Below are 26,416 nucleotides of genomic sequence, written 5' to 3'. Positions count from 1 at the left end.
GGCAATTTCGACCGCCTCTAGCACGGCTTTCTGGCAGCGACAAATGGCCAGTTTGTCACGTTTTTCAATGGCCGCGGGTGCCGTCGCGGCCATCGGGCGATGGCTGCTGGCAGAGCGCGACCAATTGCCGGTCTGGATCGTCGTGGCATTCGGTGCGGGCATCGCTTCGTGGTTCGCGCTGCCGGGGGCAGATTGGCCGGTTGCGGTGATCGCGCTGGGCCTGGGAGCAGCGCTGCTGGTGCGGGCGGTGTGCGGCCCCTGGGGCGCGATGGAACTGGGCGCGCGCGCGGCGTTCGTCGCGTTGCTGATGCTCGCGGCCGGCATGGCGCACATGTCTCTGCGCGCTGACCGGGTTGCCGCCGATCCCCTGGCATCGCCTTGGTTCGGCGCGCTGACCGGCCGCGTGCTCGAGCGAGAGGCGCAGCCGGCGCGCGGGCAGGTGAGGCTGGTGATCGCGCCTGCACCGGCGCTGGGCCTGCCCGAGAGGGTCCGAGTGAATCTGGAGCTGGCGTTCGATGATGCGCGCGTGCGGCCAGGCGCCATCATCAGCGCGCGCGCGCGGCTGATGCCGCCAGCGCAGGCGGCGCTGCCCGGCGGTTACAGCTTTGCCCAGCGCGCCTGGTTCGAAGGGCTGGGTGCCACCGGGCGGCTGCTCGATGCACCGCAGATCCTGCGTCCGGGCGGGCCAGCCACCAGTCTTGATTCTCTGCGGGCCCGGCTTTCCGCGCATATCCAGCAGGCGGTGCCGGGCGGGGCAGGGGGAATTGCCGCGACGCTCGCGACTGGCGACCGCGGTGCGATCAGCGAAGAGGATGCCGAGGCGATGCGGCGCAGCGGCCTGGCGCATCTGCTCTCGATCAGCGGGCTGCATGTCACCGCGCTGATCGGCGCGGTGTGGCTGATCACGCTCAAGCTGCTCGCCCTGTTCCCGCCGCTGGCGCGCGCGTGGCGCTTGCCACTGGTCGCGGCCGGGGCAGGTGCGCTGGCGGGTATCGCCTATACGTTGCTGACCGGCGCGGAGGTGCCGACGATCCGCTCCTGCGCGGCGGGACTGCTGGTGCTGGCGGCCCTGGCGCTGGGGCGCGATCCCATTTCGCCGCGGTTGATTGCGGCAGGCGCGATGCTGGTGCTGCTGATCTGGCCCGAATCGCTGATGGGCCCGAGCTTTCAGCTGAGCTTCGCTGCCGTCACCGCGATCGTCGCGCTTCACGATCATCCCGCGATGCGCGCCTGGGCAGCGGCAGATTATTCCTGGCCGGGGCGGGTGGTGCGATTTCTGGCGATGCTGTTCCTGACCGGGCTGCTGATCGAATTCACGCTGATGCCGATCGCGCTGCATCATTTCAGCAAGGCCGGGCTCTATGGCGCGCTCGCGAACATGCTGGCGATCCCGCTCACCACCTTCGTCATCATGCCGCTGGAGGCGATCGCGCTGCTGCTCGATCTGGCGGCCCTGGGCGCGCCGTTCTGGTGGCTGTGCGGGCAGGCGCTGAATGGGCTGCTGGCGCTGGCGCATGGGGTGGCAGAGGCTCCGGGTGCGGTGGCGCTGTTCCCGAGGAGCGGCGCGGGCGTCTATGCGCTGTTCGTGATCGGCGGACTGTGGCTGTTCCTGTGGCGCAGCCGCGCGCGCTGGCTGGGGCTGATCCCGGTTGCGCTCGCCAGCGTTCTGGTGGCGCTCCAGCCGGTGCCGGATCTGCTGATCACCGGTGACGGCCAGCATGTCGCCATCCCGCGGCCGGGCGATCGCCTGGTCATTCTACGACGCAGGACGGGCGAATATGCGCTGCAGAGCCTGAGCGAGAGCGCCGCGTTCGAGGGCGAGGCAATCCCCATCGAGGATTGGCCCCAAGCGCGCTGCAATGCCGAGTTCTGCAGCGTCGTCCTGGGATCGGGCCAGCGGGATTACGCCGTGCTGATCGGCCGCAACCGCGAGCGGGTGCCCGAGCGCGCGCTGGCCGCCGCGTGTCGTCGCTCCGATATCGTCATTGCCGGGCGCTGGCTGCCGCGCAGCTGTCGCCCGCGCTGGATCAAGGCCGACCGCGCGATGTTGGCGCGCACCGGCGGGTTGGCGCTGTATCTGGACGATCAGGTCGTCCGCACCGTCGCCAGCGACCATGCCGGGCATCCCTGGTGGGACCGGGCGGTGGCGCTCCGCGAGGCGGAACGCGCCACCCAGAGGGAAACGCGACGTCTCAGCATTCGACCACGTTGACCGCGAGCCCGCCCTGCGAGGTTTCCTTGTAGCGCTCGTTCATGTCGAGCCCGGTGCGGCGCATCGTCTCGATCACCTCGTCCAGGCTGACGCGGTGGGTGCCATCACCCATCATGGAAAGCCGCGCCGCCTCGATCGCCTTGACCGCGCCGACCGCGTTGCGCTCGATGCACGGCACCTGCACCAGCCCGGCGACCGGGTCACAGGTGAGACCCAGATTGTGCTCCATGCCGATCTCGGCCGCGTTCTCGACCTGCATGGCGGATCCGCCCCAGGCGGCGACGAGCCCTGCTGCGGCCATCGAGCAGGCGACGCCGACCTCGCCCTGGCAACCGACCTCCGCGCCCGAGATCGAGGCATTTTCCTTGAACAGCGATCCGATCGCCGTAGCCGTGAGCAGGAAGCGCTCGACCCCGGCCCGGTCTGCGCCGGGCGCAAAGCGGTCGTAGAAGCGCAATACCGAGGGCACGATGCCCGCCGCGCCATTGGTGGGAGCGGTGACGACCTTGCCGCCTGCGGCATTCTCCTCGTTCACCGCCAGCGCCCAGAGGTTGACCCAGTCGATGACGGTCAGCGGATCGGACAGCATCCGCTCCTGCCGCGCCATCAGATGCGCCATGATCAGCGGCGCGCGGCGCTTGACGCGCAAGCCCCCGGGCAGCTCGCCGCCGGTGCGGATGCCGCGATCGATGCACGCCGACATCGCGGTGGCGATCTCGTGCAGACCCGCCGACAGCGAATCGGCATCGCGCGCGGCCAGTTCGTTGGCGCGCGTGATCTCGGCGATCGACAATCCGGTCTGATGCGCGATGGCGAGCAGTTCGGCGCCCGAGCGGAACACATGGGGCGGGTCCCACAGCCCGCCCGCGCCCGGCGCGTTGCCCGCCGTTTCGTCTTCGTCGACCACCGCGCCGCCGCCGACTGAGAAATAGGCGCGGCGGTCGATCTGCGCGCCGGTGGTGTCGAATGCGCAGAAGGTCATCGCGTTCGAATGATAGTCGAGCCGCTCGCGCTGCAGGAACAGAAGATCGGTCGCCTCGTCAAACGCGATGGCGTGGCGCTTTGCCAGACGGATTTCCCGAGTCGCGCGAATCTGCTCGACCAGCCGGTCAGCCGCGTCGGGATCGCAGGTGACCGGTTCCTCGCCCGCCAACCCCAGCAGGATGGCGCGGTCGCTGGCATGGCCCTTTCCGGTGAGCGCGAGCGATCCGTAAAGCCGTGTCTCGATCCGCGCGACGCGCTCCAGCGCGCCCCGATCGGCGAGCCTGGCGACGAACCGCCCGGCGGCGACCATCGGGCCCATGGTGTGCGAACTGGAGGGACCGATGCCGATCTTGAACAGATCGAAAACCGAGGCGACCATGCTATGTCCTTGCTTGAGATGGAGGAGTCAGTCCGCCGCGCCGACATCCTGGCCGAGCAGGTGCTTCTGCCAGAAGGCGAGCGTCGTCCAGAACAGGAAGTCGGCATTTTCCTTGCGACGAAAGCCATGGCCCTCGTTGCGGGCGAGAAGGTGCCAGGCAGTGCCACCGCGCGATCGGACCGCATCGATGATCTGGTCGGCCTCGCTCGCCGGAACACGCGGATCGTTGGCTCCGGTGACCACCAGCAGCGGCAGCTTCAGCCGATCGACCTCGGTCAGCGGGCTGATTTCCTGAAGCTTGGCGCGCAATTCGGGGATGCGTTCGTCGCCATATTCAACCCGTCGCAAGTCTCGCCTGTATTCCTCTGTATTTTCGAGGAACGTCACGAAGTTTGAGATCGCGACGATGCACGTCGCCGCATTGAACCTGCGGCCATAGCGGATCGCGCCAGCATAGCACATATAGCCGCCATAGCTGCCGCCGGTGATGCCGAAGCGCTTTGCATCGAGGGTCGGATATTTCGCCAGCCGGTCGAGCAGCGCGCCGATGTCCTTTACCGAATCTTCGCGGCGGAACGGGCCATTGTCGAGACTGACGAAGCGCTTGCCGAAGCCGGTCGACCCGCGGACGTTGGGATAGAACAGCGCGATGCCCAGCTCGTTGACCAGATAGTTGTTGCGGCCCAGAAAGCCTGCGGTGGCTTGCCCTTCGGGCCCGCCATGGATCGACATGATCAGCGGTCGCTTGCCCGGGTGCCGCGCGGGATCGGGCCGGTAGAGCAAGCCGGACACCGGTTCGCCATCGAAGCTCTTGATCTCCACCAGTTCGGGCAGGATGTTGACCGCCGGGTCGAGCCCGCCGGTCTCGCTTTCGGTCCAGCGCGTTACCTGCATCGTCGCCGGGTCCAGGCTGTAGGCATCACCGGGGGCCTGGTTGGAATAGACGGTAAAGCCAAGCGCGCCCCAGGGCGCGAATTTCATGCCCGATCCGATCTCGCCCGGCGGCAGGCCCATAACCTGCCGTTTTGCACCCGTCGCGATATCGTACAGGTAGAGGCGGGAAAACCCTGCTTCGTTAATGACATAGGCTATGGTCTTGCCATCCTTTGCGATATCGAAGCTGCTGATGTCCCAGCGCCCGCCGTCGATCATCGGCGTGAACAGCCCAGTCTGGGTATCGAGCACCCCCAGCCGCTGCACGTCCGAATCCTTGTCGCTGGAGACCCACAGCCGGCCATCGAGGGCAAATTGCAGATTGCCGTAGGCGACCGGTGTCGCATCGCGCGTGACCTGGCGGATGGCGCCGGTCTCGACATTGACGATGTGCAGCTGGCTGTCGGTGACCGAGATATAGTTGAACACCAGCAGGTCGCGGCCGTTGGGGGCAAAGTCGATCGCCGCCCAGCCGCCGCTGTCGGTGGAAAGCACCATGCGCGCCGATCCGGGGTCGCGCGGGTCCATGATGTAGATGTCGTTGTACACGCCGCTGCGCATGTTGCTGCCATAGGCGACCAGTTCGCCGTCATCGGACCAGGGGCCCAGCGCGTGGCGGCTCTTGCCATCGGTCAGCAAGGTCAGGCGGCCGCCGTCGAGCGCATAGATCTGCGCCACCTCGTTTCCGCCAGCGTCCTTTTCGAGCAGCAGCATCGACCCGTCAGGCGACCAGCTGCCGTTGAAGATCGGCTCTTCCTCGAAGCTGATCTGCCTGCGCGCCGCCCCGGGCGCGGCGACCCGATGCAGCTGCGAGACGTTGCCGAAGCGGGTGGTGATCAGCATCGACTGGTCGACGGGATGCCAGCCGGCAAAACCGGCGGTACGATATTCCAGGAACGGCCGGGTATCGGCGACCAGCGATTGCGGGATGGCCGGCACGCCATCGGCCAGCATCGCGGCGGGCGGCGGCACGGCCGGTTCGGCAGCGCGCGGCGCATCCTGCGCAAGCCCGGGGAAAGACAGCCCCAGCACGGCCAGGGTGCCGATCACGCCGGCTGCCAGCCTTTTTGCGGGCCTGTTCATCGTTGCATCTCTCCTGACATATTGTCCCGCCGATCTATGCGGGGCGGGGCAGCTTGGCAATCATTCGCCGCCAACTCGTCTCTATGCAGCATCGCCATCGCGCCCTAGAAGCGCAGCCCATGGACCCCCGGCCCGACCGTCTTACCGCCATCCCGATGCCACAGCCCTTCGTTCTGCTGGACGATGCCCGCAACGTGCGCGCCAGCCCGTCGCGGCTTTACCGCGATCCGGTGCGCTGCCTGTCCGCCCACACGGCCGATGAACTGGACGGCCTGCTCGATGATCTGCGCGAGGCGGGGCGGGCAGGGCTGCATGCCGCCGGCTATCTGAGCTACGAAGCCGGCTTGGCGTTCGAACCCAGGCTGCGGGCGCATCTGGATACGCTGGGCCCAATGTCGCTGGCGTGGTTCGGGCTGTTCGAGCGTCATGACGTCATGACGGCCGATGAGGTGCGCGTGTGGCTAGCGCGGCAGGCGGGCGATGCCGAAGCGTATCTGGCCCCGGCACGGCCGGACATGAACGCGGATGCCTATGCTGCGCGCTTTGGCGAGGTGCATGAGGCGATCGCCAGCGGCGATATCTATCAGGCCAATCTCACCTTCCAGAACCATGCCGCGCTGTCGGGTCATCCGCTAGCGCTCTATCGGGCGCTGCGGGCAGGTTCCGCGGCGGGCTATGGCGGCGTGGTGTTCGACGGGATCGACTGGCTGCTCAGCCTCTCGCCCGAGCTGTTCTTCGCGCTGCGCGAAGGCGAGATGACCGCGCGCCCGATGAAGGGCACCGCGCCCCGTCACGCCGATCCGCTGCGCGATGCGCAGGCGGCGGCCAGCCTGCTGGCGTCCGAAAAGGACCGCGCCGAAAACCTGATGATCGTCGATCTGCTGCGCAACGATCTGTCACGCGTCGCCACGCCCGGCAGCGTGCATGTGACCGACCTGTTCCGCATCGAAAGCTATCCCAGCGTTCATCAGATGACCTCGACCGTGCGGGCTGCGATCGCGCCCGGTCACGATGCGGTCGACATCCTGCGCGCGATCTTCCCATGCGGATCGATCACCGGCGCGCCCAAGATCCGGGCGATGGAACTGCTGCGCGCGATCGAGGCGGGGCCGCGCGGCATCTATTGCGGGTCGATCGGGCGGATCGATCCGGGCGAGTGGGGCAAGCCCGGCGATGCCGCGTTCAATGTCGCGATTCGCACCTTGCATCTGCCTGCCAATGCGCAAAAGGTCAGCCTGGGGCTGGGCTCCGGCGTCGTGGCGGATTCCCGCGCCGATGACGAATGGCGCGAATGTCTGGTCAAGGGGGCGTTCTTGAAGGCGGCAACACGCAGGTTTGATCTCATCGAAACCATGAGGTTCGACCCGGCTCAGGGCATCTTGCGGCTGGAGCTGCACCTGGAACGGATGAAGGCCAGCGCGTCGGCGCTGGGCTTTTCGTTCGATCGGCATGCGGTGCGCAACGCGCTGCACCATGCCTGTTTCTATCTCGATTCGCCGACCCGCATCCGGCTGCTGCTGAGCCCGCCGGGCGATACCGCGATCGAGATGCGCCCGGCGCCTGCGCCTCTGGCCGCGCCGCTGCGCGTGGCAGTCCGGCGCATGACGCTGGCGCACGACGATTTGCGGCTGGCGCACAAGACCACCGACCGCGCCTGCTACGATGCTCCGCGCCGGGAAGCCCGGATGCAGCAGGGGGCGGATGAGGTGGTGTTCACCGATGCCGAGGGCGCGCTGACCGAAGGCAGTTTCACATCGATCTTCGTCGAGCGCGATGGCCGGATGCTGACGCCGCCGCTGGCCCAGGGTCTGCTGCCCGGCATCCTGCGCCGCGAACTGATCGATCAGGGCCGCGCGGTGGAGCATCCGCTGATGCCAGCGGATCTGGCCGATGGCTTCTGGCTGGGCAATTCGCTGCGCGGGCTGATGCGCGCCCGGCTGATCGACTGATCGAACCGGGGCGGTCTGCGTCGCAAGGAAAAGCCTGAACGCACGCCTGTGCCGTGGTTCACAGCGGATACAGCCAAAACAGGCAAGGTTGTCTCGACCCAAGCAGAACCATCCCCCGGTCTGCTTGATTCGCCAGACGGACACCCCAATTGGGCTTCCCGATGTAACCCGGCACGCCGCAGGCGCGAACAAGCGGTGTGGAACGAGAAACGAGACGAGCCATGAACCTTTTTCTGAAGTCGGACCTGTTCCGCAATTTCCTGGGCGGTTTCGCCATTGGCGCGGTCGCGATGTTCGCGCTGCAGCCGGACGAAGGCCAGGCCCACCCGCCGGTCGCAAGCCAGCAGATTGAAAGCACCACCAGCCGATGACCTTTTCCGCCCGCACCCTGACGCTGCTCGCCGCCGTTGGCCTGGTCAGCGCCGCAGCCATCACGCTGGATGCGGGCTCCGTGGCGCTGGCTGCGGAAGAGGCGAAGATCATTCCCGCACCGAAACTCAAGGCACCGGAAACAGGCAAGCAGGCCGTCGCCATTTTCGCCGGTGGCTGCTTCTGGGGTGTCGAAGGCGTGTTCAGCCATGTGAAGGGCGTCAAGAGCGCGGTCTCGGGCTATCACGGCGATGGCAAGGTCAATGCGAGCTATGACGAGGTATCGAGCGGCGCCACCCGGCATGCCGAGTCGGTGCGTGTGGTCTATGATCCCTCGCAGGTGAGCTATGGCCAGCTGCTCCAGGTGTTTTTCTCGGTCATCGCCGACCCCACCTTGCTCAATCGCCAGGGCCCCGACATCGGGCGGCATTATCGCACCGCGCTGGTTCCGCTCGACAAGGCGCAGGCGCAGGTGGCGCGTGCCTATATCGTCGAGCTCGAGAAGTCCGGCGCATGGAAGAAGCGCATCGTCACCGCAGTCGAGCCTTACAAGGCCTTCTACCCGGCAGAGGGCTATCATCAGGACTTCATGTTCAAGAACCCTGACCATCCCTACATCGTACGCTGGGATGCGGTGAAGGTCGCCAATCTCAAGCGCACTTTCCCGGCGCTCTACAATCCCAAACCCGTACGCGGCTGATCCACGCTCGGCCGCGGTTGCCCCCACGCTACCATTGCAACCTGGGGGCGGGATGCGTAGATACTGTGCATGTCTACCGTCAAAGAACATGGCCACAAGCACAACGAGCACGAGGGGGAAGATCTTGCCCTCGCGGCGCGTCGTTCGCTGGAGTCGGCAGGCGAGCAATGGACCGACATGCGCGAGTCGATCTTCACCGCGCTGGCGGAAATCGAAAAGCCCGCGTCCGCCTATGACATCGCCGACAGCGTCAGCCGCAAGCGCGGCAAGCGCGTCGCACCCAACAGCGTCTACCGGATCCTCGATCTGTTCGTTCGCACGAATCTGGCGCGGCGGGTGGAAAGCATCAACGCCTATATCGCCAATTCCCACCCTGGATGCGTCCACGACTGCATCTTTCTGGTGTGCGATTCGTGCGGAAATGCGACCCATATCGATGATGACGGCCTGTCCCGCAGCGTCCGCAAGACGGCGGAAGCGGCGGGTTACGTCGATATCCGGCCGGTCATAGAGGTGCGCGGTCGCTGCGCTTCGTGTGACTGAACTCCGCATTTGCGGAACTGTCCAAAAAACTTTACACTCAACCCGCCTGTCCATGTCGAGCAATCGACAGAGCCCGCAAACGGGGCTAGGATTCGCGGTTGAAAGGGAATCCAATGACCAATCTGCCCGAAACACCATTGCTGGATACCGTAAAGACCCCGGCGGACCTGCGAACGCTCAAGCCTGGCCAACTGCGCCAGCTGGCAGACGAGCTGCGGCAGGAGGTCATTTCGGCGGTTTCGGTGACCGGCGGGCATCTGGGCGCAGGTCTGGGCGTGGTCGAGCTGACCACCGCGATCCATTATGTGTTCGACACCCCCAATGACCGGCTGATCTGGGATGTCGGCCATCAGTGCTATCCGCACAAGATCCTGACCGGCCGTCGCGACCGGATCCGCACCCTGCGCACCGGTGGCGGGCTTTCGGGCTTCACCAAGCGCTCCGAGAGCGAATACGATCCGTTCGGCGCGGCGCACAGCTCGACCTCGATCTCGGCAGCCCTGGGCTTTGCCACCGCCAACCAGATGACCGGATCGCCCGGCAAGGCGATTGCGGTGATCGGCGATGGCGCGATGAGCGCGGGCATGGCCTATGAGGCGATGAACAACGCCGAGCGCGCCGGCAACCGGCTGGTCGTGATCCTCAACGACAACGACATGTCGATCGCACCGCCGGTGGGCGGGCTTTCGGGCTATCTCGCGCGGATCGTCTCCAGCCGCGAATTCCTGGGCGTGCGCGAGGCGCTGAAGCGTCTGGCGCGCAAGCTGCCCAAGAGCCTGCACCAGGCCGCGCGCAAGACCGATGAATACGCTCGCGGCATGGCGATGGGCGGCACACTGTTCGAGGAACTGGGCTTCTATTATGTCGGCCCGATCGATGGCCACAACATGGACCAACTGGTCGCGGTGCTCGAAAATGTCCGCGATGCCGCCGAAGGGCCGTGCCTGATCCATGTCGTGACGCAGAAGGGCAAGGGCTATGCGCCTGCCGAGGCAGCTGCTGACAAATATCATGGCGTCGCCAAGTTCGATGTCATCACCGGCAAGCAGGACAAGGCCGCTGCCGGCCCGCCTGCCTATCAGAACGTGTTCGGCGAAACGCTGGCCAAGCTCGCCGATACCGATCCCACCATCTGCGCGATCACCGCTGCGATGCCCTCGGGCACCGGGGTGGACAAGTTCGCCGCCGCGCACCCGGATCGCAGCTTTGACGTCGGCATTGCCGAACAGCATGCGGTGACCTTTGCCGCAGGTTTGGCCGCACAGGGCATGCGCCCGTTCTGCGCGATCTATTCGACCTTCCTGCAGCGCGCCTATGACCAGGTGGTGCACGATGTCGCGATCCAGAACCTGCCGGTTCGCTTCGCCATCGACCGCGCCGGGCTTGTCGGCGCCGATGGTTCGACCCATGCCGGATCATTCGACGTCACCTATCTGGCGACCCTGCCCAACATGGTGGTGATGGCCGCCGCCGACGAGGCCGAGCTGGTCCACATGACCTATACCGCCGCGTGCCACGACAGCGGTCCGATCGCGTTCCGCTATCCGCGCGGCAACGGCGTCGGCGTGGCATTGCCTGAGGTTCCCGAACGGCTCGAGATCGGCAAGGGCCGCATCGTGCGCGAGGGCAAGAAGGTCGCGATCCTCTCGCTCGGTACGCGCCTCGCAGAAGCGCAGAAGGCCGCCGATGTTCTGGAAGCCAAGGGCCTGTCGACCACGGTTGCCGACCTTCGCTTTGCCAAGCCGCTCGATGAAGAGATGATCCGCAAGCTGCTCGCCACGCATGAAGTGTGCGTGACGGTGGAAGAGGGCGCGATCGGTGGCCTCGGCGCGCATGTGCTGACCATGGCGTCGGATGCGGGCCTGATCGATTCGGGGCTCAAGCTGCGCACGCTGCGTCTGCCCGACATCTTCCAGGAACACGAAAAGCCCGAGAAGCAGTATGCTGAAGCCGGGCTCGACGCCGATGGCATCGTCGATTGCGTGCTCAAGGCGCTGCGCCACAACAGCGCGGGCGTGGCCGTGGTGGGGGATGGCGCGCGCGCCTGATCCCGCTTCACAAACGCACACAAAAAAGCCCGGCAGATCCTTGGATCGCCGGGCTTTTTTGTGTCTGGTTGAAACCGGTTATTGCGGCACGGAGGCCTTGGCATCCTGGCCATCGCCTTCGGGCGCGGCGACGATGTCGCGGGTGGTGGCACCCTTGTCGGTGATCTGGGTCTTGGGATCGCCGACCTGCGAGCGGATGGCCGCATCGGGCGATCCGGCGCGATCGAGCGCTGCGCCTTCGACGCCGCTGCGCTGCTGCGGACCGCCGAACAGCGCATCCAGTGCCTGCTGGCTGGCCGAGACCGACTGCGGACGCACCGCGCCGGGGGTGGGCGGGGTCAGCGAGAAGTCGGGCGGGATCACCAGAGGGGCCTGGCGCGACACCGCGAACTCGTCCGGACGGTCGCGATTGAAGACGCCGCCGCTCGAGCCGCAGGCCGAAAGGGTTGCTGCTGCAACCGAGATACCGGCGATCAGGGCCAGTTTACGCATTGTTGTTCTCCGTCTTGGCGGCTGGAGCGTCACCGCTATGCCCGCCATCCTGAACCCCCGATGTAGGGCCTTCAGATTTCGCGGCTTTGTCGCCGATTATCAGAACGCGGGCAAGCAATAACAGCACGCCCAGGGTGATCGCGGCGTCCGCGATGTTGAAGATCATGAACGGCCGGAATACACCGAAATGCAGGTCGGCATAGTCGACGACATAGCCCAGCCGCGCGCGATCGATGATGTTGCCGAGCGCCCCGCCCAGGATCATGCCGAGCGCGATGATGTCGCCGCGCGCGCGTTCCTTCCACATCCACAGCAGCACGACCGCAGCGATGAGGCCGGTCAGCGCGACCAGCAGCCAGCGGGCGGTATCGGTTTCGGCCGTGAGGAAGCCCATCGAGACGCCGCGATTTTCCGCCCAGGTCAGGTTGAAGAACGACGTGATCTCGATCTGCAACCGGCTGCTCAGCGCGAGCGGCCCGGCGACGATGAACTTCACGACCTGATCGACGACCAGGATCAGCACCGCGATGCCGACACCTTGCGCGCGAAAGCGGGAAAGGCTCATGCGTTTGCTCCGATAACATCCACATTTTCGTCACCCTGAACTTGTTTCAGGGTCCATCGGGCACCACGCGCCTTCATGGCTTCGGCACCTGGACGATGGATGGATGCTGAAACAAGTTCAGCAGGACGGAGAAAGGATGTCGCAACCATGACGCTCACGCGAGCATCTCCGAGCAGCGATCGCACAAGGCGCCGTCCTCGGTCACCTCGGGGAGGTGACGCCAGCAGCGGCCGCATTTGTGGTGGCTGGTGCGGGTGACTTCGATCGCTTCGACAGGCGCCAACGTCACATCTGCGGTAATGAACAGCTCTGCCATCTCGGCTGCCGAAAACGCATTATCCGGCATGGTGTCGGGCGCGATCTTGACCTCGGCTTCGAGGCTCGACCGGATGACCTTGTCCCGGCGAAACGGTTCAATCGCGCCCGTCACAGTCTCCTTCAGGTTACGCAAACCACTCCAACGCGAAACCAGTTCACCGCCATCTTCCAGTGCAGGCAGCTCTGGCCATTCCAGCAGATGCACGCTGCCGCCATCGGGATAGCGCGAGGTCCACACCTCTTCGGCGGTGAACACCAGCACCGGCGCGGCATAGCGCACCAGAGCCTCGAACAGCACATGCAGCACCGTACGGTAGGCGCGGCGCTTCATCGTGCCGAGCGGATGCGCGGGGCCGATGTCGCAATAGAGGCAATCCTTGCGGATATCGAAGAAGAACGCCGACAGGTCGTTGTTGGCGAAATCGGCCAGCGTGCGGACGTACGTGTTGTAGTCGAAATCTTGCGTAGCCTGTTTAAGCTTCGCGTCCATGTCCGCCAGCAGGTGCAGCACATAGCGCTCCAGCTCGGGCATGTCCTCGACCGCGACCCGTTCTGCTTCATCGAACCCCGCGAGCGCGCCGAGCATGTAGCGGAAGGTGTTGCGCAGCTTGCGATACTGGTCCGAGACGCCGGCGAGGATTTCCTTGCCGATGCGGTGGTCCTCGGTGAAGTCGACCGACAGCGCCCACAGCCGCAGGATGTCCGCGCCCGAATCCTTGATCAGGGTCAGCGGATCGATGGTGTTGCCCAAAGACTTGGACATCTTCATGCCCTTGGCGTCCATCGTGAAGCCGTGGGTCAGCACCGCCTTGTACGGCGCATGGCCGCGCGTGCCGCAGCTTTCCATCAGCGACGACTGGAACCAGCCGCGATGCTGGTCCGACCCTTCGAGATACAGGTCTGCCCAGGGGCCGACATGGCCTTCGGGCCGCATGAGGTCAGGCCATTTGCCGCTTTCCAGCACGAAGGCATGCGTGCAGCCGCTGTCGAACCAGACGTCGAGAATGTCGGTGACGCGCTCGTAATCGGCGATGTCGTAATCGGGGCCGAGCAGGGCAGGGGCGGCGTCATCGTTCCACGCGTCGACACCGGCCTCGCGCATCGCGGCAACTATCCGCGCGTTGACTGCGGGGTCTTTCAGATACTGGCCGGTCTTGCGGTTGACGAACAATGTGATCGGTACGCCCCAGGCGCGCTGGCGGCTGATCACCCAATCGGGGCGACCTTCGACCATCGAACGGATGCGGTTCTCGCCCTTGGCGGGGACCCAGCGGGTGTCCGAGATCGCCTGCATCGCGGTCTCGCGCAGCGTCGGCGAGGCGCACAGGCCTTCATCCGCCGGATCGATCGCGCCGCCTTCATTCTCCCAGCCCTTTTCCGCCTTGGTCTTGGCGGGCAGATGGGTGAGCGGGCGGTCCATCGGGATGAACCATTGCGGGGTGCAGCGATAGATCACCCGCGCCTTGGAGCGCCACGAGTGCGGATAGCTGTGCTGGAACGCCGCAGCCGAGAGCAATGCGCCGACAGCACGCAGGTCTTCGCAGATCGGGCCATCAGGCGCGTTGAACTTGGGGTTGATCACCGACATCCGCCGCTCGTCTGCGCCGCCGAGCCACGTCCAGTCATCGCGATAGCGTCCATCGCCCTCGACCGCGAACACCGGTTCGATGCCATGCGCCTTGCACAGGTCGAAATCGTCCTCGCCATGATCGGGCGACATATGGACAAGGCCCGTACCCGCGTCGGTGGTGACGAAATCGCCGGGCAGGAAGGGGCGCGGCTTGGCGAAGAAGCCGCCGAGTGCGTGCATCGGGTGGCGCGCGGTGGCACCGGCGAGGGATCCCTCAGGGAAATTTGTAAATCGAGGGCCACCGACTACTAATCGGCCATTTACACTAAAGCTTCCGTCAGGCCCCCTGAGCCGATTCAGGATTTGTGGCCACATACCGCCAGCAAAGAGTAGCCTAAATGTTGATCCATCCTCCAAATCGAGTTCGGCAATAGCGTAAACAGTAGAGGGACTGTAAGCCAAAGCCTGGTTCACGGGGATGGTCCACGGCGTCGTCGTCCAGATCACCGCATAGGCACCGACCAGCTCGGGCGCATTGGGCGCATCGATAATCTCGAACGCCACATCGATCTGTGTGCTCGTCACATCCGCGTACTCGACCTCGGCTTCGGCGAGCGCGGTCTTTTCGACCGGCGACCACATCACCGGCTTGGCGCCGCGATAGAGCTGGCCGCTTTCGGCGAACTTCATCAGCTCAGCCACGATGGTCGCCTCGGCGGCGAAGTCCATCGTCAGGTACGGATTGTCCCAATCGCCGTTGATCCCTAAGCGCTTCAGCTGCTCGCGCTGGGTGTTGACCCATTGTTGCGCATAGGCGCGGCATTCGGCGCGGAAGGCTACGGGATCGACCTCGTCCTTGTTGAGCTTCTTCTTGCGATACTGCTCCTCGATCTTCCATTCGATCGGCAGGCCGTGGCAGTCCCAGCCGGGCACGTACGGCGCGTCCTTGCCAAGCAGAGACTGGGTGCGGCAGACCATGTCTTTCAGGATATGGTTGAGCGCATGGCCGATGTGCATGTCCCCGTTCGCATAGGGCGGGCCATCGTGCAGGATGAACTTTTCACGGCCCTTGCGGGCGTCCCGCAGCTGGCGGTAGAGGTCCGCGTCCTGCCAGCGCGCCAGAATCGCCGGTTCCTTCTGGGCGAGGCCAGCCTTCATCGGGAAGTCGGTCTGCGGCAGGAAGACGGTGTCTTTATAGTCCGCGGCGGGGCTTGCAGTCTGGTCAGTCATAGACGCTGGCGCTTAAGGCGCGCGGGGCTTTCAGGCAAGCAATTCCCGCGCGCGCACGCAGTCTGCGTCGATCTGGCGCTTGAGTTCGTCCCAGCCTTCAAACTTCGCCTCGGGCCGGATGAAGTGGCGCAATGCGACCTCGATGGTCTGGCCGTACAGGTCCTCGTTGAAGTCGAAGAAATGCGGCTCGAGCAGCTCCTTGGGCGGATCGAACTGCGGACGGATGCCAAGGTTCGCCGCGCCCTTCAGCACCCGGCCATCGGCGAGGTGGCCGGTGACCGCATAGACGCCGTACATGGGCCGCAGATAGCTGCCCATGTCGATATTCGCGGTGGGAAAGCCCAGCAACCGCCCGTTCTTGTCGCCATGCTGCACCACGCCCTGCACCGCAAAGGGCCGGGTCATCAGCCGCTCGGCCTCGTCCGGCTTGCCCTCGATCAGGCACTGGCGGATGCGGCTCGAAGAGATCACCGCGTCCTCGGTGGTCACCGGGCCGACCGCATGGCTTTTCAGCCCCATCAGCGCGCCTAAATCACGCAGCACGTGGATGTTGCCGCCGCGCCCCTTGCCGAAGGTGAAATCCTCGCCGGTAACGACGCCCGCCGCGCCGAAGCGCTTGACCAGCAGATCGGCGACAAAGCTTTCCGCGCGGGTATTGGCCAGCGTCTCGTCGAACGCGAACACCAGCATCGCATCCGCGCCGGCCTCAGCAAACAGCGCCTGGCGCTGGTCGAGACTGGTGAGGCGGAATGGCGCGACATCGGGCTTGAAATAGCGCACCGGGTGCGGATCGAAGGTGGCGACAATCGCCGGGCGGGCCTCGGCCTTGGCCCAGGCGATCGCACGGCCGACCACGGCCTGATGACCGGCATGAAAGCCGTCAAAATTCCCCAGCGCGATGATGCTCCCGCGCAACCGCTCTGGCAGCCGGTCGCTGCCTTCCACCCTGATCATCGCCGCCCTATAGGCCTTTGCCGGGCTGCGGTTCAATGCCCTGTTTGATGATGCGCAAGGCGTTGCCCCCCATGACGGCGCGAATCTCGGCCTCGGTAAAGCCGATGTCGAGCAAGGCCTGCGTCACCTGGACGATCTGGCTGGTGTCGAACCGTGTGGTCACCGCGCCATCGAAATCGCTGCCCAGCGCCACATGCTCAATGCCCACCAGATCGCGCACATGCTTGATCGATTGCGCGATCTTCACCGGGTCGGTGGAACACAAGGCGCCATCCCAATATCCGATGCCGATGATGCCGCCGGTCGCCGCCACACCGCGGATCTCGGTATCGGAAAGGTTGCGGTTGACGCCGCACACTGCCTGCACGCCTCCATGGCTGGAGACCACCGGTCGGCGCGCCATAGCGAGAATTTCGGCAACAGAGGTGTGGCTGGAATGGGCAATATCGACGATGATGCCTTTCGCCTCCATCGCGCGGATCATCTCGCGGCCGAACGGGGTCAGCCCGCCCTTGCGCTCGCCGTGCATCGAGCCTGCCAGTTCGTTGTCGAAAAAGTGCACGAGGCCTGCCATCCGCATGCCTGCGCGATACAGCGGCTCCAGCTTGGCAGCATCGCCCTCCAGATTCTGCAGCCCCTCGACCGAATAGAGCGCGCCGGTCACCTGCTGGCCCGAGGCGCGCGCGGCGAGCAGCCGGTCGATATCGGCAGGCTTGCGGATCAGCATCAGCCGGCCCTTGGACCGGCTGGCCGCCAACTCGAGCTTGCGGCCATGGTACATCGAGCGTTCGAACACCGAAAACCAGGTGTTGATCGGCTGCAGTTGCGCCATCGCCAGCAAGGTGATGTTGTCGGTATCGGCAGAGTTGCTGTCGTAATTCTGCCCCTTGGGGGTCTTCGACACCGAAGAGAAGATCTGCAGTGCGACATTGCCCGCTTCCAGCCGGGGCAGGTCGATCTGGCCGCGATCCGCCTTGTCGAGCAGGTCGCGCTTCCACAGCAGGGTATCGCCATGCAGATCGGCGATCTGCAGCGTCTTGTGCAGCTTTGCCGCATCCGCGCGGATCGCGGGCAGCGGCTCGTCGGTCACGACATTGGTCCGGCTCTCGAACAGGCCGGGCAGGATGGTGACAGTAAACACCAGCCCCGCGATCAGCAGCAGGACCAGGCCCCAGAAGATCCGGCGGATCACCGGCGGACCAAGGTCACGAAGCTGAAGGCGGGGCGATCGCGATGCTCGGGATCGGCGGAATGATCGACACGGCTGCTTTCTGCCCACTCATCCGGCGAGAAGGGCGGCATCACGGTCTCGCCCTCGGGCTCGGCATGGACTTCGGTGAGCTCGATCCGGTCGGCGCGCGGCAGGAACAGCGAGAATATCTCCGCTCCGCCGATCACTGCGACATGCGGCGCGTTGGCGGCCGCGATGGCCTGCTCGACGCTGTGCACCACCTCTGCCCCGTCATCGGCCCAGTCCTTGCTGCGCGTAAGCACGATATGGCGGCGGCCGGGCAGCAGGCCTGGTAGGCTGTCGAAGGTCTTGCGGCCCATGATCATCGGCCGGTTCTGGGTCAGTGCCTTGAAGTGGCGCAGGTCCATCGGCAGATGCCAGGGCAGGGTGCCGTTGGCGCCGATGACGCCGTTGCGCGCCCGCGCCAGCACCAGAAAGATATCGGGATGGTTCATGCCCGCGCTCCTGAAGGGTCCAGCGATATCCGCGTCACATGCCCCATCTTACGCCCCGGCACCGCGCGGTGCTTGCCATAGAGGTGCAGATGGTTGGCAGGGTCTGCAAGCAGGGCGGGCCAGCCGTGTGCCGCCTCGCCAATGAGGTTGCGCATTTCGGCGCGGTGACAGGCCAATGCGGTCTCGCCCAGGGGCAGGCCGCAAATCGCGCGGATATGGTTTTCGAACTGGCTGGTGAAGGCGCCCTCGATCGTCCAATGACCGCTGTTGTGGACGCGGGGAGCCATTTCGTTGAACACCGGGCCGTCTGTCGTGGCAAAGAATTCGAGCGTGAGCACGCCGACATAATCGAGCTTTTCGGCGACCTTCGCGGCCAGTTCGCGCGCCTGCGGGATCTGCGCGGCGATGGCAGGTCCGGCAGGAACCGTCGACAGGTCCAGGATGCCGCCGACATGCTCGTTCTCGGCGCTGTCCCAGAAGCGGATCTCACCATCCGGAGCGCGGGCAAGGATCACGGAAAACTCGGCTTCGAACTGCACGAAGCCCTCGATGATCGCCGGTACGCCGCCCGCCTCGTGCCAGCGCGCGACCGGATCATCGCCGGGCATCACCCGGGCCTGGCCCTTGCCGTCATAGCCCATGCGGTTCGACTTGATGATGGCGGGGGTCCCCGCGACGGCCATGGCCGCTGGAACCTCAGCTTCGGTCTCGGCAAAGCCGAACGGCGCGGTGCGTCCGCCCAGCGCGGCCACGAAGCGCTTTTCGTCGATCCGGCTTTGCGCGATCTCCAGCGCGCGCGGCGAGGGGCGCAGGGGAACGAGGCCGGCGATCGCATCGAGCGGGCCGACCGGCACATTCTCGAATTCGTAGGTCACGACATCGCAGCTTTGCGCAAAGGCGGTGAGTGCGGCATTGTCTGCGTATTCGGCGCAGGTCGTCTCGGCCGAAACCTCGCCGCCGGGGCTGGTCGGCTCCGGCGCGAAGATATGGCAGCGATAGCCGAGCTGCGCCGCGGCCAGGCTGAGCATCCTGCCCAGTTGCCCGCCGCCCATGATGCCGATGGTACTTCCCGGAGCAATCACATGGGTCATGCCGGGCGTTCACCCACCGAATCGCTCTGCGCCGCGCGCCAGGAGTCCAGCCGTTCGGCCAGCGCGGGATCGTTCAATGCCAGGATCGATGCCGCCATCAGCCCCGCATTCTTGGCGCCTGCCGGGCCGATGGCCAGCGTTCCGACTGGGACGCCGCCGGGCATCTGGACGATGGACAGCAGGCTGTCGAGACCGCTCAGCGCCTTGCTGGAGACGGGCACGCCGAGCACCGGCAGCCGGGTCATGCTGGCGACCATTCCGGGCAGATGCGCGGCGCCGCCTGCGCCTGCAATGATGACCTTGAACCCGTTGTCGACGGCACCCTTGGCGAAGGCAACCATCCGGTCCGGAGTGCGATGGGCAGAAACGATGCGGCAGTCATGCGCCACGCCCAGATCGTCCAGCACGGCGGCGGCACCCGACATGGTGTCCCAGTCCGACTGGCTGCCCATGATGATGGCAACCGGTGCCGCATCGGGGCCTTGGCGGTCGGGCTTCGGGAATGGCTCGGCCACGCATCAATCTCCGCGTTATTGCTGGTTTGATCAGCGTCTTAAAGCCAAAATCCGGCACCCGCAATCACCCTGCTCGGGAAAATGCCAGGGGCTGTGCGGTGGCTCATCCTGTCCCGCTTGTGCACAGATTATACGTGGTTACCGGCATTTTCATCATGCCGCCGGGCACCAGCCTTGCTAAAGGAGGCGCTCGGCACGGGCGCAGGGGATTGACAGGCAGTACGACATGAAGATGACCGATCTACACGGCAGCACGGGGACGGAAAGCCCCCAGGCGGACATGGCGTTGAGCCATTATCAGCTTTCGCTGCTCTGTGCCGATCTGCGCCATCAAAATGCGTTGCTGACTGCGCGGGTGCGCCAGTTGGAAGACGAAATCTGCCGCGACACGCTCACTCCCCTGTTCAACCGGCGCTATTTCGAGCAGGCCGTGGCGGGTTCGATCGCGCATTGCCAGCGCTATCAGAGCCGGGCTGTGCTGCTGTTTCTGGATGTCGATAACCTGAAGGGCATCAACGACACCTTCGGTCATGCTGCGGGGGACGAGGCCTTGCGCACCATTGCGCATGTGCTGACCGCCAACGTGCGTTCGACCGATGTCGTGGCGCGGATCGGCGGCGACGAGTTCGCCCTGCTGCTCGGCGAGATCAGCGAGCAGGATGTTGCGCTCAAGGTTACCCAGCTGACGGCAGGCATAGCGGCCTGCAGGGTCGGCTTCGGCGAGGGGGCGGCCAGCCTGTCTGCGACCTTCGGCCATGCCTTCATCCACCCCGACGACCAGGCCGACAAGGTTCTGGCCCGCGCCGACGGGCAGATGTATCGCTCCAAACGATCGCGCAGCACGGGCCGCTGACCGCCCACCGCCCGAAACGCCTGCGTTTGCCGTGTCTTAAGGCTTTTGCTTTACACAGCGTTACATGGAGCAATGGCGCAAGGTCCTGATCGCTGTCGCATTCAGTGTCGCAGCCACGGTGATGGCGATGGTTGCGATGGTGCTGCTGACAGGCGAAGACATCCCGTGGCCCTTCTGGGTATTCACGGTCATCTGCCCTGCCTGCATTTCCGCGCCGATCAGCTTCGTGCTCGTCCGGCAGGGCGAAGCGAACCGGCGGCTCAACCAGCAATTGCTTCTGACCCAGGCAGAACTGCGCGCGCAGGTGGACCGCGATCACCTCACCGGGGTGCTCAACCGGGCGGCCTTCTATTCGCATGCCGCCAGTTACGATGCCGATGCGCCGGGCTGCGTGCTGTTGTCCGATATCGATCATTTCAAGGCAATCAACGACCGGCATGGCCATGCGGCGGGCGACCATGCGTTGCGCATGGTGGCACATACGCTGCAGGCCGCACTGCGTCCGACCGATCTGCTCGGCCGGGTGGGCGGCGAGGAATTCGCCATCCTGCTGGCGGAAATGCCGATTCCGCTGGCGCTGACAATCGCCGAACGGGCACGCGGAGCCATCGCCGCACTGCGGGTGACGACGGCGGATGGCACGCCGATCCCGCTCTCCATCTCGATCGGTATCGCGCCTTATGATGCAGGAATGTCGCTCGACGCCGCGCTCGCGCAGGCAGATGGCGCGATGTACGACGCCAAGCGCAGCGGCCGCAACCGCGTGCTGGCGGCAGGCTGATCCCCATTGCGAGAACGGGGTTGCGCCCATCCCAAGCGCCTGCAATGCTGACCTCTGTCAGGACAGCATAACGGGGGTTTCTCATGAAATTGAAGATGTTGGCGGGCGCATTGGCTTGCAGCGCAATGCTTGTGCCGGCGCTGGCGCAACCCGGTCCGGCCGCTGTACCGGTCCAGCCCGATTATGCCGCGATGATCACCCAGGGCGATGTCATCCTCAAGGATTTCCGCTTCGGAACCGGCGAGACCCTGCCCGAGCTTCGGATGCATTATGCGACCTTGGGAACGCCCCGGCGCGGACCGGATGGGCGGGTCAACAACGCCGTCATGGTGCTGCACGGCACCGGCGGCACTGGTCTGCAGTTCCTCCAGCCGCAATTCTCGCTCGAGCTGTTCGGGCCCGGCCAGCCGCTCGACATCAGCAAATATTACATCATCCTGCCCGACAATATCGGCCACGGAAAATCGTCGAGGCCTTCGGACGGTCTGAAGATGCGGTTTCCCGCCTATGATTACACCGACATGGTCCGGGCGCAGCGGCAGATGCTGACCGAGGGGCTCAAGGTCGATCGGCTTCGGCTGGTCATGGGCACGTCGATGGGTTGCATGCACGGCTTTGTCTGGGGGCAGGTCGATCCGGGCTTTGTCCAGGCGATGATGCCGATGGCGTGCCTGCCGATGCCGATTGCCGGACACAACCGCATGTGGCGCAAGGCCGCGATCGAGGGGATCAAGGCCGATCCCGCATGGAATGGCGGCAATTACACCAGCCCGCCGATGATGGGGCTGCGCGTTGCAGCCAGCCTGTTGCAGGTGGCAGGCTTTGCGCCACTCTACCTGCAAAAGGCCTTTCCCAGCCGCGACACCGCCGACGCCTACATCACCCAGCGGATCGACGCCGCGATCAAGGGGATCGATGCCAACGACACGATCTACCAGATCGAATCCTCGCGCAATTACGACCCGTCGAAGACCGTCGAGGCGATGACCATGCCAGTCACCTGGATCAATTCCTCCGACGACTTCATCAATCCGTGGGATTATGGCGTGGCCGAGGATTTCGGCAAGCGGCTGCCCGATGGCAAGTATCTGCTGATCAAGGCCACCGACGAGACCCGCGGTCACGGCACGCACACCTGGGCGCGCTTCTGGAAGGATGAACTTGTCGCCTTGCTCGCGCGCAGCGCAAAATAGGCGCGGCGCTCAGTCTTTCGGGGCGTAGGTCTGATCGGCACTGGGGAAGCTGCGCGCGGTCACTTCACCGGCATAGCTCTTGACCGCGTTTTCGATCACCTCGGCGAGGTTCTCGTAGCGCTTGACGAACCGTGCGGTGCGTTCGAACAGGCCCAGCATGTCCTCGGTCACCAGCACCTGGCCGTCGCACCGGGCAGACGCGCCGATGCCGATGACGATGGCCGACACCGCCTCGGTTACCGCGATCGCGATCGGCTCGACCACGCCTTCGACGACGATCGCGAACGCGCCGGCTTCCTCCAGCGCCCTGGCATCGCTGACGATCTTGTCCGCTTCGCTGTCGGAGCGGCCGCGCGCGGCATAGCTGCCCAAGATGTTGATCGCCTGCGGGGTCAGGCCGACATGGCCGACGACCGGAATGCCGCGCTCGGTGAGGAACCGGACCGTCGGCGCCATCGCGGCGCCACCTTCCAGCTTGACTGCGGCTGCGCCGGTTTCCTTGAGCAGCCGCGCTGCGCTGGCGAAGGCCTGCTCGGGCGAAGCTTCATAGCTGCCGAACGGCATGTCGATCACGACGATGCTGTGATAGCTGCCGCGCACGACCGCTGCGCCATGCGCTGCCATCATCTCGAGCGTCACCGGCACGGTGCTGGGCAGGCCGTAGATCACCTGGCCCAGCGAATCGCCGACCAGCAGCATGTCGCAATGCGGATCGAGCAGCTGCGCCATGCGCGCGGTATAGGCGGTCAGCATCACCACCGGTTGCGCGGTGACGCCACCTGCCTTGCGCCGCTGGATCGCGGGCACGGTCAGGCGCTTCATCGGCGCGGGGGTGGGGTTGGCGCGGCTGGTCGACGTATCGAGCGTGTAGGTCGTGGACATGCGCGCAGGTGTAGCGGCGGCATCCTTCGGGTGCAAACCTAACCTATGTGCAACGCCTGCTTGCGTTACGCGTCCCACACAGCGACAAGGCCGTGTTCCTTTTCGATGTTCCTCTTGGGCGGGTGATTTTCACGGATGCTGCGAATCCTGGTTTTTGCGCTGGCGGCGATCGCGGCGACGGGCACCGTGCTGAGCCTGCTGACCAGCTATCGCTGGTATATCCGCATGTGGGATTTCCCGCGTGTCGCGCTGATGTTGTTTGCTATTCTTGCGCTGATCCTCGCGATCCCGGTGCTGACCGGCTGGCTGCGGATGACGATCGTCGTGGCGATGGCGCTGGTCATCGGCTGGCAGGGCTTTCGCATCTATCCCTATACCACGCTGGCCAAGCCCGAGGTCGCCAAGGCGGTCATCAACAAAGAAAACTGCCTTTCCGCCTTCTCGTTCAACGTGCTGCAGACCAACCGCGATTACGACCGCACGCTCAAGCTGATCGACCGCGAAAACCCCGATATCGTGCTGCTGCTCGAAACCGACGAGGGCTGGGAAACCGCGCTCAAGCCGGTGATCGATCGCTATCCCCACCGCCAGTCGGCACCGCTGGGCAATCTGTATGGACTGATCTTCCTCTCGCGGCTGCCGGTGGAAGATGCCGAGATCACCTGGCTGATCGATACCGAAACACCGTCGGTCTTTGCGACAATCTCGACCCATGCCGGAGCGCGGTTCCGCTTCATCGGCCTGCACCCGCGTCCGCCGCAGCCCGGCGAGAATACCGAAAAGCGCGATGCGGAAATCGCGATTGCCGCGCGCCACGCCAAGCAGACCGATCTGCCGGTGCTGGCGATGGGCGATTTCAACGATGTCGCCTGGTCGCGCACCTCGCAGATGTTCAAGCGAATCGGCGGCTATCTGGATCCGCGCATCGGGCGCGGGCTGTATGCGACCTTCCCCGCCAATCTGCCGGGGCTGCGCTGGCCGCTCGACCATCTGTTCATGTCGCCCGATTTTACGCTCGTCGACATGAAGGTGCTGGAAAATGTGGGATCGGACCATCTGCCGGTGTCCGCGACCGTGTGCATCGCGCCGCGCGCCGCCAAGATCCTGAATGACGAGCCCGAAGCGCCCGACCTTGCCGATCACAAGGACATGCGTAACGCCATTCGCGATGGCAAGAAGGCCGCGATCGAGGAAGGCACGGCCTCGGGCGGAAGCGCGCCCAAGCCCTGATAGTGCGCGTCAGCGGGTGGCGCTGACCGCCTCTGCGACATTGTCCGAGAACAACCCGTCGATCCCGGTGGCGACAAACGCGCGGATCTCCGCCTTCACGTTGCCAATGGCGAGGGGGCTTGCACCCGATTTCAGGTCTGCAGGCAGAAAGTAATTCTCGCGCCGGAAGGTCCAGACGTGCACCTTCAGCCCCGCGGCATGCGCATCGCGCACTAGGGTCGTGGGCGCGGCCATCGCCCCTGCAGTGTCGCGCGGGATCACCATCGCCTTTTCGGCGCCCACACCATCGGCATAGGCGGCGATATCCTTGAGGCCCTGCGGCGTGGCCATCGCGGCATAAGTGACGCCCGGCTGGTCCGGCGGACCGAACGATCCGGCCATCAGCTGGATCAGCGGCAATTGAGTCAGGGTGTTGAGGCGCTTGAGGTTGTCGACCTCGAAGCTCTGGATGAAAACAGGATCATCCGGGCTGTCATAGCCGGCCTTGGCGAGCGTCGCCACCAGGGTCTCTTCGAGCGGCAGGCCGAGTGCACGGAAGTAGCTCGGGTGCTTGGTTTCCGGATAGAGCCCGATCCTGCGCCCGGTCTCCTTGCTGCGCCGCTGAACCAGCGCAATGACCTCGTCGAACGTCGGCACATCCCAGCGGCCATCATAGGCGGTGTTCGCCTGGCGCAGCTGCGGCAGCCGCTCCTTCGCGCGCAGGGTCTTGAGTTCGGCGAGTGTGAAATCCTCGGTGAACCAGCCGGTCAGGCTCTGGCCGTCGATGGTCTTGCTTATCTTGCGGCTGGCAAACTCGGGGCGGCTGGCGACATCGGTGGTTTCCGAAATCTCGTTCTCGTGCCGCGCCACCAGCACGCCGTCCTTTGTGCTGACCAGATCGGGCTCGATGAAGTCTGCGCCCTGGTCGATCGCCAGCTCATAGGCGCCGATCGTATGCTCGGGCCGTTCGCCGCTCGCGCCGCGATGGGCGATAATCAGCGGGCCGGATGCGCCAGCCGCCAGCGCCATCGCGGCGAATATCACGCGACCACCTCGACACCCTTCCAGAAGGCCATGCGGTCCTTGATCTCCTTCGCCGCGTCCTTGGGCGCGGGGTAATACCAGACCGCGTCGGCGTTGGTCTTGCCGTCGACATCGAGCGAATAATAGGACGCCGTACCCTTCCACGGGCAGAAGCTGGTGGTGTCGCTGGGCGTCAGCAGATCGGCGCGCACGCTTTCGCGCGGGAAATAATGGTTGCGCTCGACGACGACGGTGTCGTCGCTCTTGGCGATGACGGTGCCGTTCCAGATGGCCTTGGGCATGCTTTGTCTCCTGTCAGTGGTCCGCCCTAGATGGGAACGGCGACAGCGATATGACAGCGGACTGGCGCAAATCTTCAGCCCGGTCCGACAGGCCAATGCGTCAGCCGAGCGCCGCCGCATACAGCTCGGGCTTGAAACCGACGAGTACGCCGCCGGGATGCTCCAGCACCGGCCGCTTGATCAGCGAGGGCTGCTCGACCATCAGCGCGATCGCCTTTTCGCGATCGATCGCAGCCTTGTCGGCCTCGGGCAGCTTGCGGAACGTGGTCCCCGCCTTGTTGAGCAACACCTCCCAGCCCACCGCCTCGGCCCAGCCGTTCAGCTTCTCCGCGCTGATTCCGATCTTCTTGTAGTCGTGAAAATCATAAGAAATGCCGTGCTGATCAAGCCACACGCGCGCCTTTTTCATCGTGTCGCAATTGGGGATGCCGTGGAGAGTGATGTTAGCCATGGATGTTCCTGAGGTCCTGTGTTGCGCGTGCCTGGCAAGCGTCACTTCCTATTGTGCGGCGCGTTGAAAGGACAGCATTTCAAGCCCGCGCGCCGCAAATT

At 65.1% G+C, this 26,416-nt stretch carries 24 protein-coding genes; 10 read left to right on the top strand and 14 right to left on the bottom strand.

Features of this window, described 5'->3' with window-relative positions; genetic code table 11:
- Positions 1-67 precede the first annotated feature (67 nt).
- Positions 68-2,212 (top strand): ComEC/Rec2 family competence protein, encoded by a 2,145-nt coding sequence (locus LI72_RS06095; protein ID WP_033924889.1) that lies wholly within the window; start codon positions 68-70, stop codon positions 2,210-2,212.
- Here LI72_RS06095 and LI72_RS06090 read toward each other — a convergent pair.
- Together LI72_RS06090 and LI72_RS06085 are read right to left on the bottom strand one after the other, a co-directional pair.
- Positions 2,193-3,575, bottom strand: coding sequence for an L-serine ammonia-lyase (locus LI72_RS06090; protein ID WP_033924888.1), 1,383 nt, complete (start codon positions 3,573-3,575; stop codon positions 2,193-2,195). The two genes, LI72_RS06095 and LI72_RS06090, sit on opposite strands and share 20 nt — an antisense overlap.
- 27 nt (positions 3,576-3,602) lie before the next feature.
- Positions 3,603-5,591 (bottom strand): S9 family peptidase, encoded by a 1,989-nt coding sequence (locus tag LI72_RS06085; RefSeq protein ID WP_033924887.1) that lies wholly within the window; start codon positions 5,589-5,591, stop codon positions 3,603-3,605.
- Positions 5,592-5,746: 155 nt separating this feature from the next.
- Between LI72_RS06085 and pabB the strand changes: the two genes are divergently transcribed.
- The 5 genes from pabB (at position 5,747) to dxs (ending at position 11,200) form a co-directional block, all read left to right on the top strand.
- A complete protein-coding gene (gene pabB, locus LI72_RS06080; RefSeq protein ID WP_033925362.1) occupies positions 5,747-7,540 on the top strand; it encodes an aminodeoxychorismate synthase component I in 1,794 nt (597 codons plus the stop codon).
- Between the two features lie 221 nt (positions 7,541-7,761).
- Positions 7,762-7,911 (top strand): hypothetical protein, encoded by a 150-nt coding sequence (locus LI72_RS20280; RefSeq protein WP_197051834.1) that lies wholly within the window; start codon positions 7,762-7,764, stop codon positions 7,909-7,911.
- Positions 7,908-8,609, top strand: a complete 702-nt coding sequence (gene msrA / locus LI72_RS06075; protein ID WP_033924886.1) for a peptide-methionine (S)-S-oxide reductase MsrA — start codon at positions 7,908-7,910, stop codon at positions 8,607-8,609. The genes LI72_RS20280 and msrA overlap by 4 nt, the downstream gene beginning before the upstream one ends.
- Positions 8,610-8,678: 69 nt before the next feature.
- Positions 8,679-9,152, top strand: a complete 474-nt coding sequence (locus LI72_RS06070; protein ID WP_033924885.1) for a Fur family transcriptional regulator — start codon at positions 8,679-8,681, stop codon at positions 9,150-9,152.
- A 113-nt stretch (positions 9,153-9,265) separates the two neighbouring features.
- Positions 9,266-11,200, top strand: coding sequence for a 1-deoxy-D-xylulose-5-phosphate synthase (gene dxs, locus LI72_RS06065; RefSeq protein ID WP_033924884.1), 1,935 nt, complete (start codon positions 9,266-9,268; stop codon positions 11,198-11,200).
- Between the two features lie 78 nt (positions 11,201-11,278).
- Here the strand turns inward: dxs and LI72_RS06060 are convergent, their stop codons facing one another.
- The 8 genes from LI72_RS06060 to purE form a co-directional block, all read right to left on the bottom strand.
- Positions 11,279-11,692, bottom strand: coding sequence for a DUF3035 domain-containing protein (locus LI72_RS06060; protein ID WP_033924883.1), 414 nt, complete (start codon positions 11,690-11,692; stop codon positions 11,279-11,281).
- A complete protein-coding gene (lspA, locus tag LI72_RS06055) occupies positions 11,685-12,257 on the bottom strand; it encodes a signal peptidase II (RefSeq protein ID WP_033924882.1) in 573 nt (190 codons plus the stop codon). The genes LI72_RS06060 and lspA overlap by 8 nt, the downstream gene beginning before the upstream one ends.
- A gap of 154 nt (positions 12,258-12,411) precedes the next feature.
- Positions 12,412-15,375, bottom strand: coding sequence for an isoleucine--tRNA ligase (gene ileS, locus LI72_RS06050; protein ID WP_033924881.1), 2,964 nt, complete (start codon positions 15,373-15,375; stop codon positions 12,412-12,414).
- Between the two features lie 30 nt (positions 15,376-15,405).
- Positions 15,406-16,329 (bottom strand): bifunctional riboflavin kinase/FAD synthetase, encoded by a 924-nt coding sequence (locus LI72_RS06045; RefSeq protein WP_033924880.1) that lies wholly within the window; start codon positions 16,327-16,329, stop codon positions 15,406-15,408.
- Positions 16,330-16,336: 7 nt separating this feature from the next.
- A complete protein-coding gene (locus LI72_RS06040; protein WP_443018115.1) occupies positions 16,337-17,518 on the bottom strand; it encodes a dipeptidase in 1,182 nt (393 codons plus the stop codon).
- Positions 17,518-18,015, bottom strand: a complete 498-nt coding sequence (locus LI72_RS06035) for a dihydrofolate reductase (RefSeq protein WP_033924878.1) — start codon at positions 18,013-18,015, stop codon at positions 17,518-17,520. The genes LI72_RS06040 and LI72_RS06035 overlap by 1 nt, the downstream gene beginning before the upstream one ends.
- Entirely contained in the window at positions 18,012-19,106 is a 1,095-nt protein-coding gene (locus LI72_RS06030) for a 5-(carboxyamino)imidazole ribonucleotide synthase (protein ID WP_033924877.1), read from the bottom strand. Before LI72_RS06030 ends, LI72_RS06035 begins: the two co-directional genes overlap by 4 nt.
- Positions 19,103-19,558: a 5-(carboxyamino)imidazole ribonucleotide mutase gene (gene purE, locus LI72_RS06025; RefSeq protein WP_033925361.1), complete on the bottom strand. Its 456-nt coding sequence runs from the start codon at positions 19,556-19,558 to the stop codon at positions 19,103-19,105. Before purE ends, LI72_RS06030 begins: the two co-directional genes overlap by 4 nt.
- Positions 19,559-19,847: 289 nt before the next feature.
- Between purE and LI72_RS06020 the strand changes: the two genes are divergently transcribed.
- From LI72_RS06020 to LI72_RS06010, 3 genes are all read left to right on the top strand, one after another.
- Entirely contained in the window at positions 19,848-20,474 is a 627-nt protein-coding gene (locus LI72_RS06020) for a GGDEF domain-containing protein (protein WP_052129543.1), read from the top strand.
- A gap of 64 nt (positions 20,475-20,538) precedes the next feature.
- Positions 20,539-21,255, top strand: coding sequence for a GGDEF domain-containing protein (locus LI72_RS06015; protein ID WP_033924876.1), 717 nt, complete (start codon positions 20,539-20,541; stop codon positions 21,253-21,255).
- Between the two features lie 125 nt (positions 21,256-21,380).
- Positions 21,381-22,448, top strand: coding sequence for an alpha/beta fold hydrolase (locus LI72_RS06010; protein WP_197051833.1), 1,068 nt, complete (start codon positions 21,381-21,383; stop codon positions 22,446-22,448).
- Positions 22,449-22,457: 9 nt separating this feature from the next.
- Here the strand turns inward: LI72_RS06010 and panB are convergent, their stop codons facing one another.
- Positions 22,458-23,330: a 3-methyl-2-oxobutanoate hydroxymethyltransferase gene (panB, locus tag LI72_RS06005; protein WP_033924874.1), complete on the bottom strand. Its 873-nt coding sequence runs from the start codon at positions 23,328-23,330 to the stop codon at positions 22,458-22,460.
- Between the two features lie 135 nt (positions 23,331-23,465).
- Between panB and LI72_RS06000 the strand changes: the two genes are divergently transcribed.
- A complete protein-coding gene (locus tag LI72_RS06000) occupies positions 23,466-24,560 on the top strand; it encodes an endonuclease/exonuclease/phosphatase family protein (protein ID WP_052129542.1) in 1,095 nt (364 codons plus the stop codon).
- A gap of 9 nt (positions 24,561-24,569) precedes the next feature.
- Here the strand turns inward: LI72_RS06000 and LI72_RS05995 are convergent, their stop codons facing one another.
- From LI72_RS05995 to LI72_RS05985, 3 genes are all read right to left on the bottom strand, one after another.
- Positions 24,570-25,583: a glycerophosphodiester phosphodiesterase gene (locus tag LI72_RS05995; protein WP_033924873.1), complete on the bottom strand. Its 1,014-nt coding sequence runs from the start codon at positions 25,581-25,583 to the stop codon at positions 24,570-24,572.
- The gene (locus tag LI72_RS05990; RefSeq protein ID WP_033924872.1) at positions 25,580-25,864 is read right to left on the bottom strand and encodes a DUF427 domain-containing protein; all 285 of its coding nucleotides are present in this window, start codon (positions 25,862-25,864) and stop codon (positions 25,580-25,582) included. The genes LI72_RS05995 and LI72_RS05990 overlap by 4 nt, the downstream gene beginning before the upstream one ends.
- Before the next feature lie 100 nt (positions 25,865-25,964).
- A complete protein-coding gene (locus LI72_RS05985) occupies positions 25,965-26,315 on the bottom strand; it encodes an ArsC family reductase (RefSeq protein ID WP_033924871.1) in 351 nt (116 codons plus the stop codon).
- Positions 26,316-26,416 lie beyond the last annotated feature (101 nt).

Origin of the sequence: Sphingomonas sp. 35-24ZXX (genome assembly GCF_000786215.1) — a bacterium.
Taxonomy (GTDB): Bacteria; Pseudomonadota; Alphaproteobacteria; order Sphingomonadales; family Sphingomonadaceae; genus Blastomonas.
This window is presented reverse-complemented; position numbering and strand designations above follow the sequence as displayed.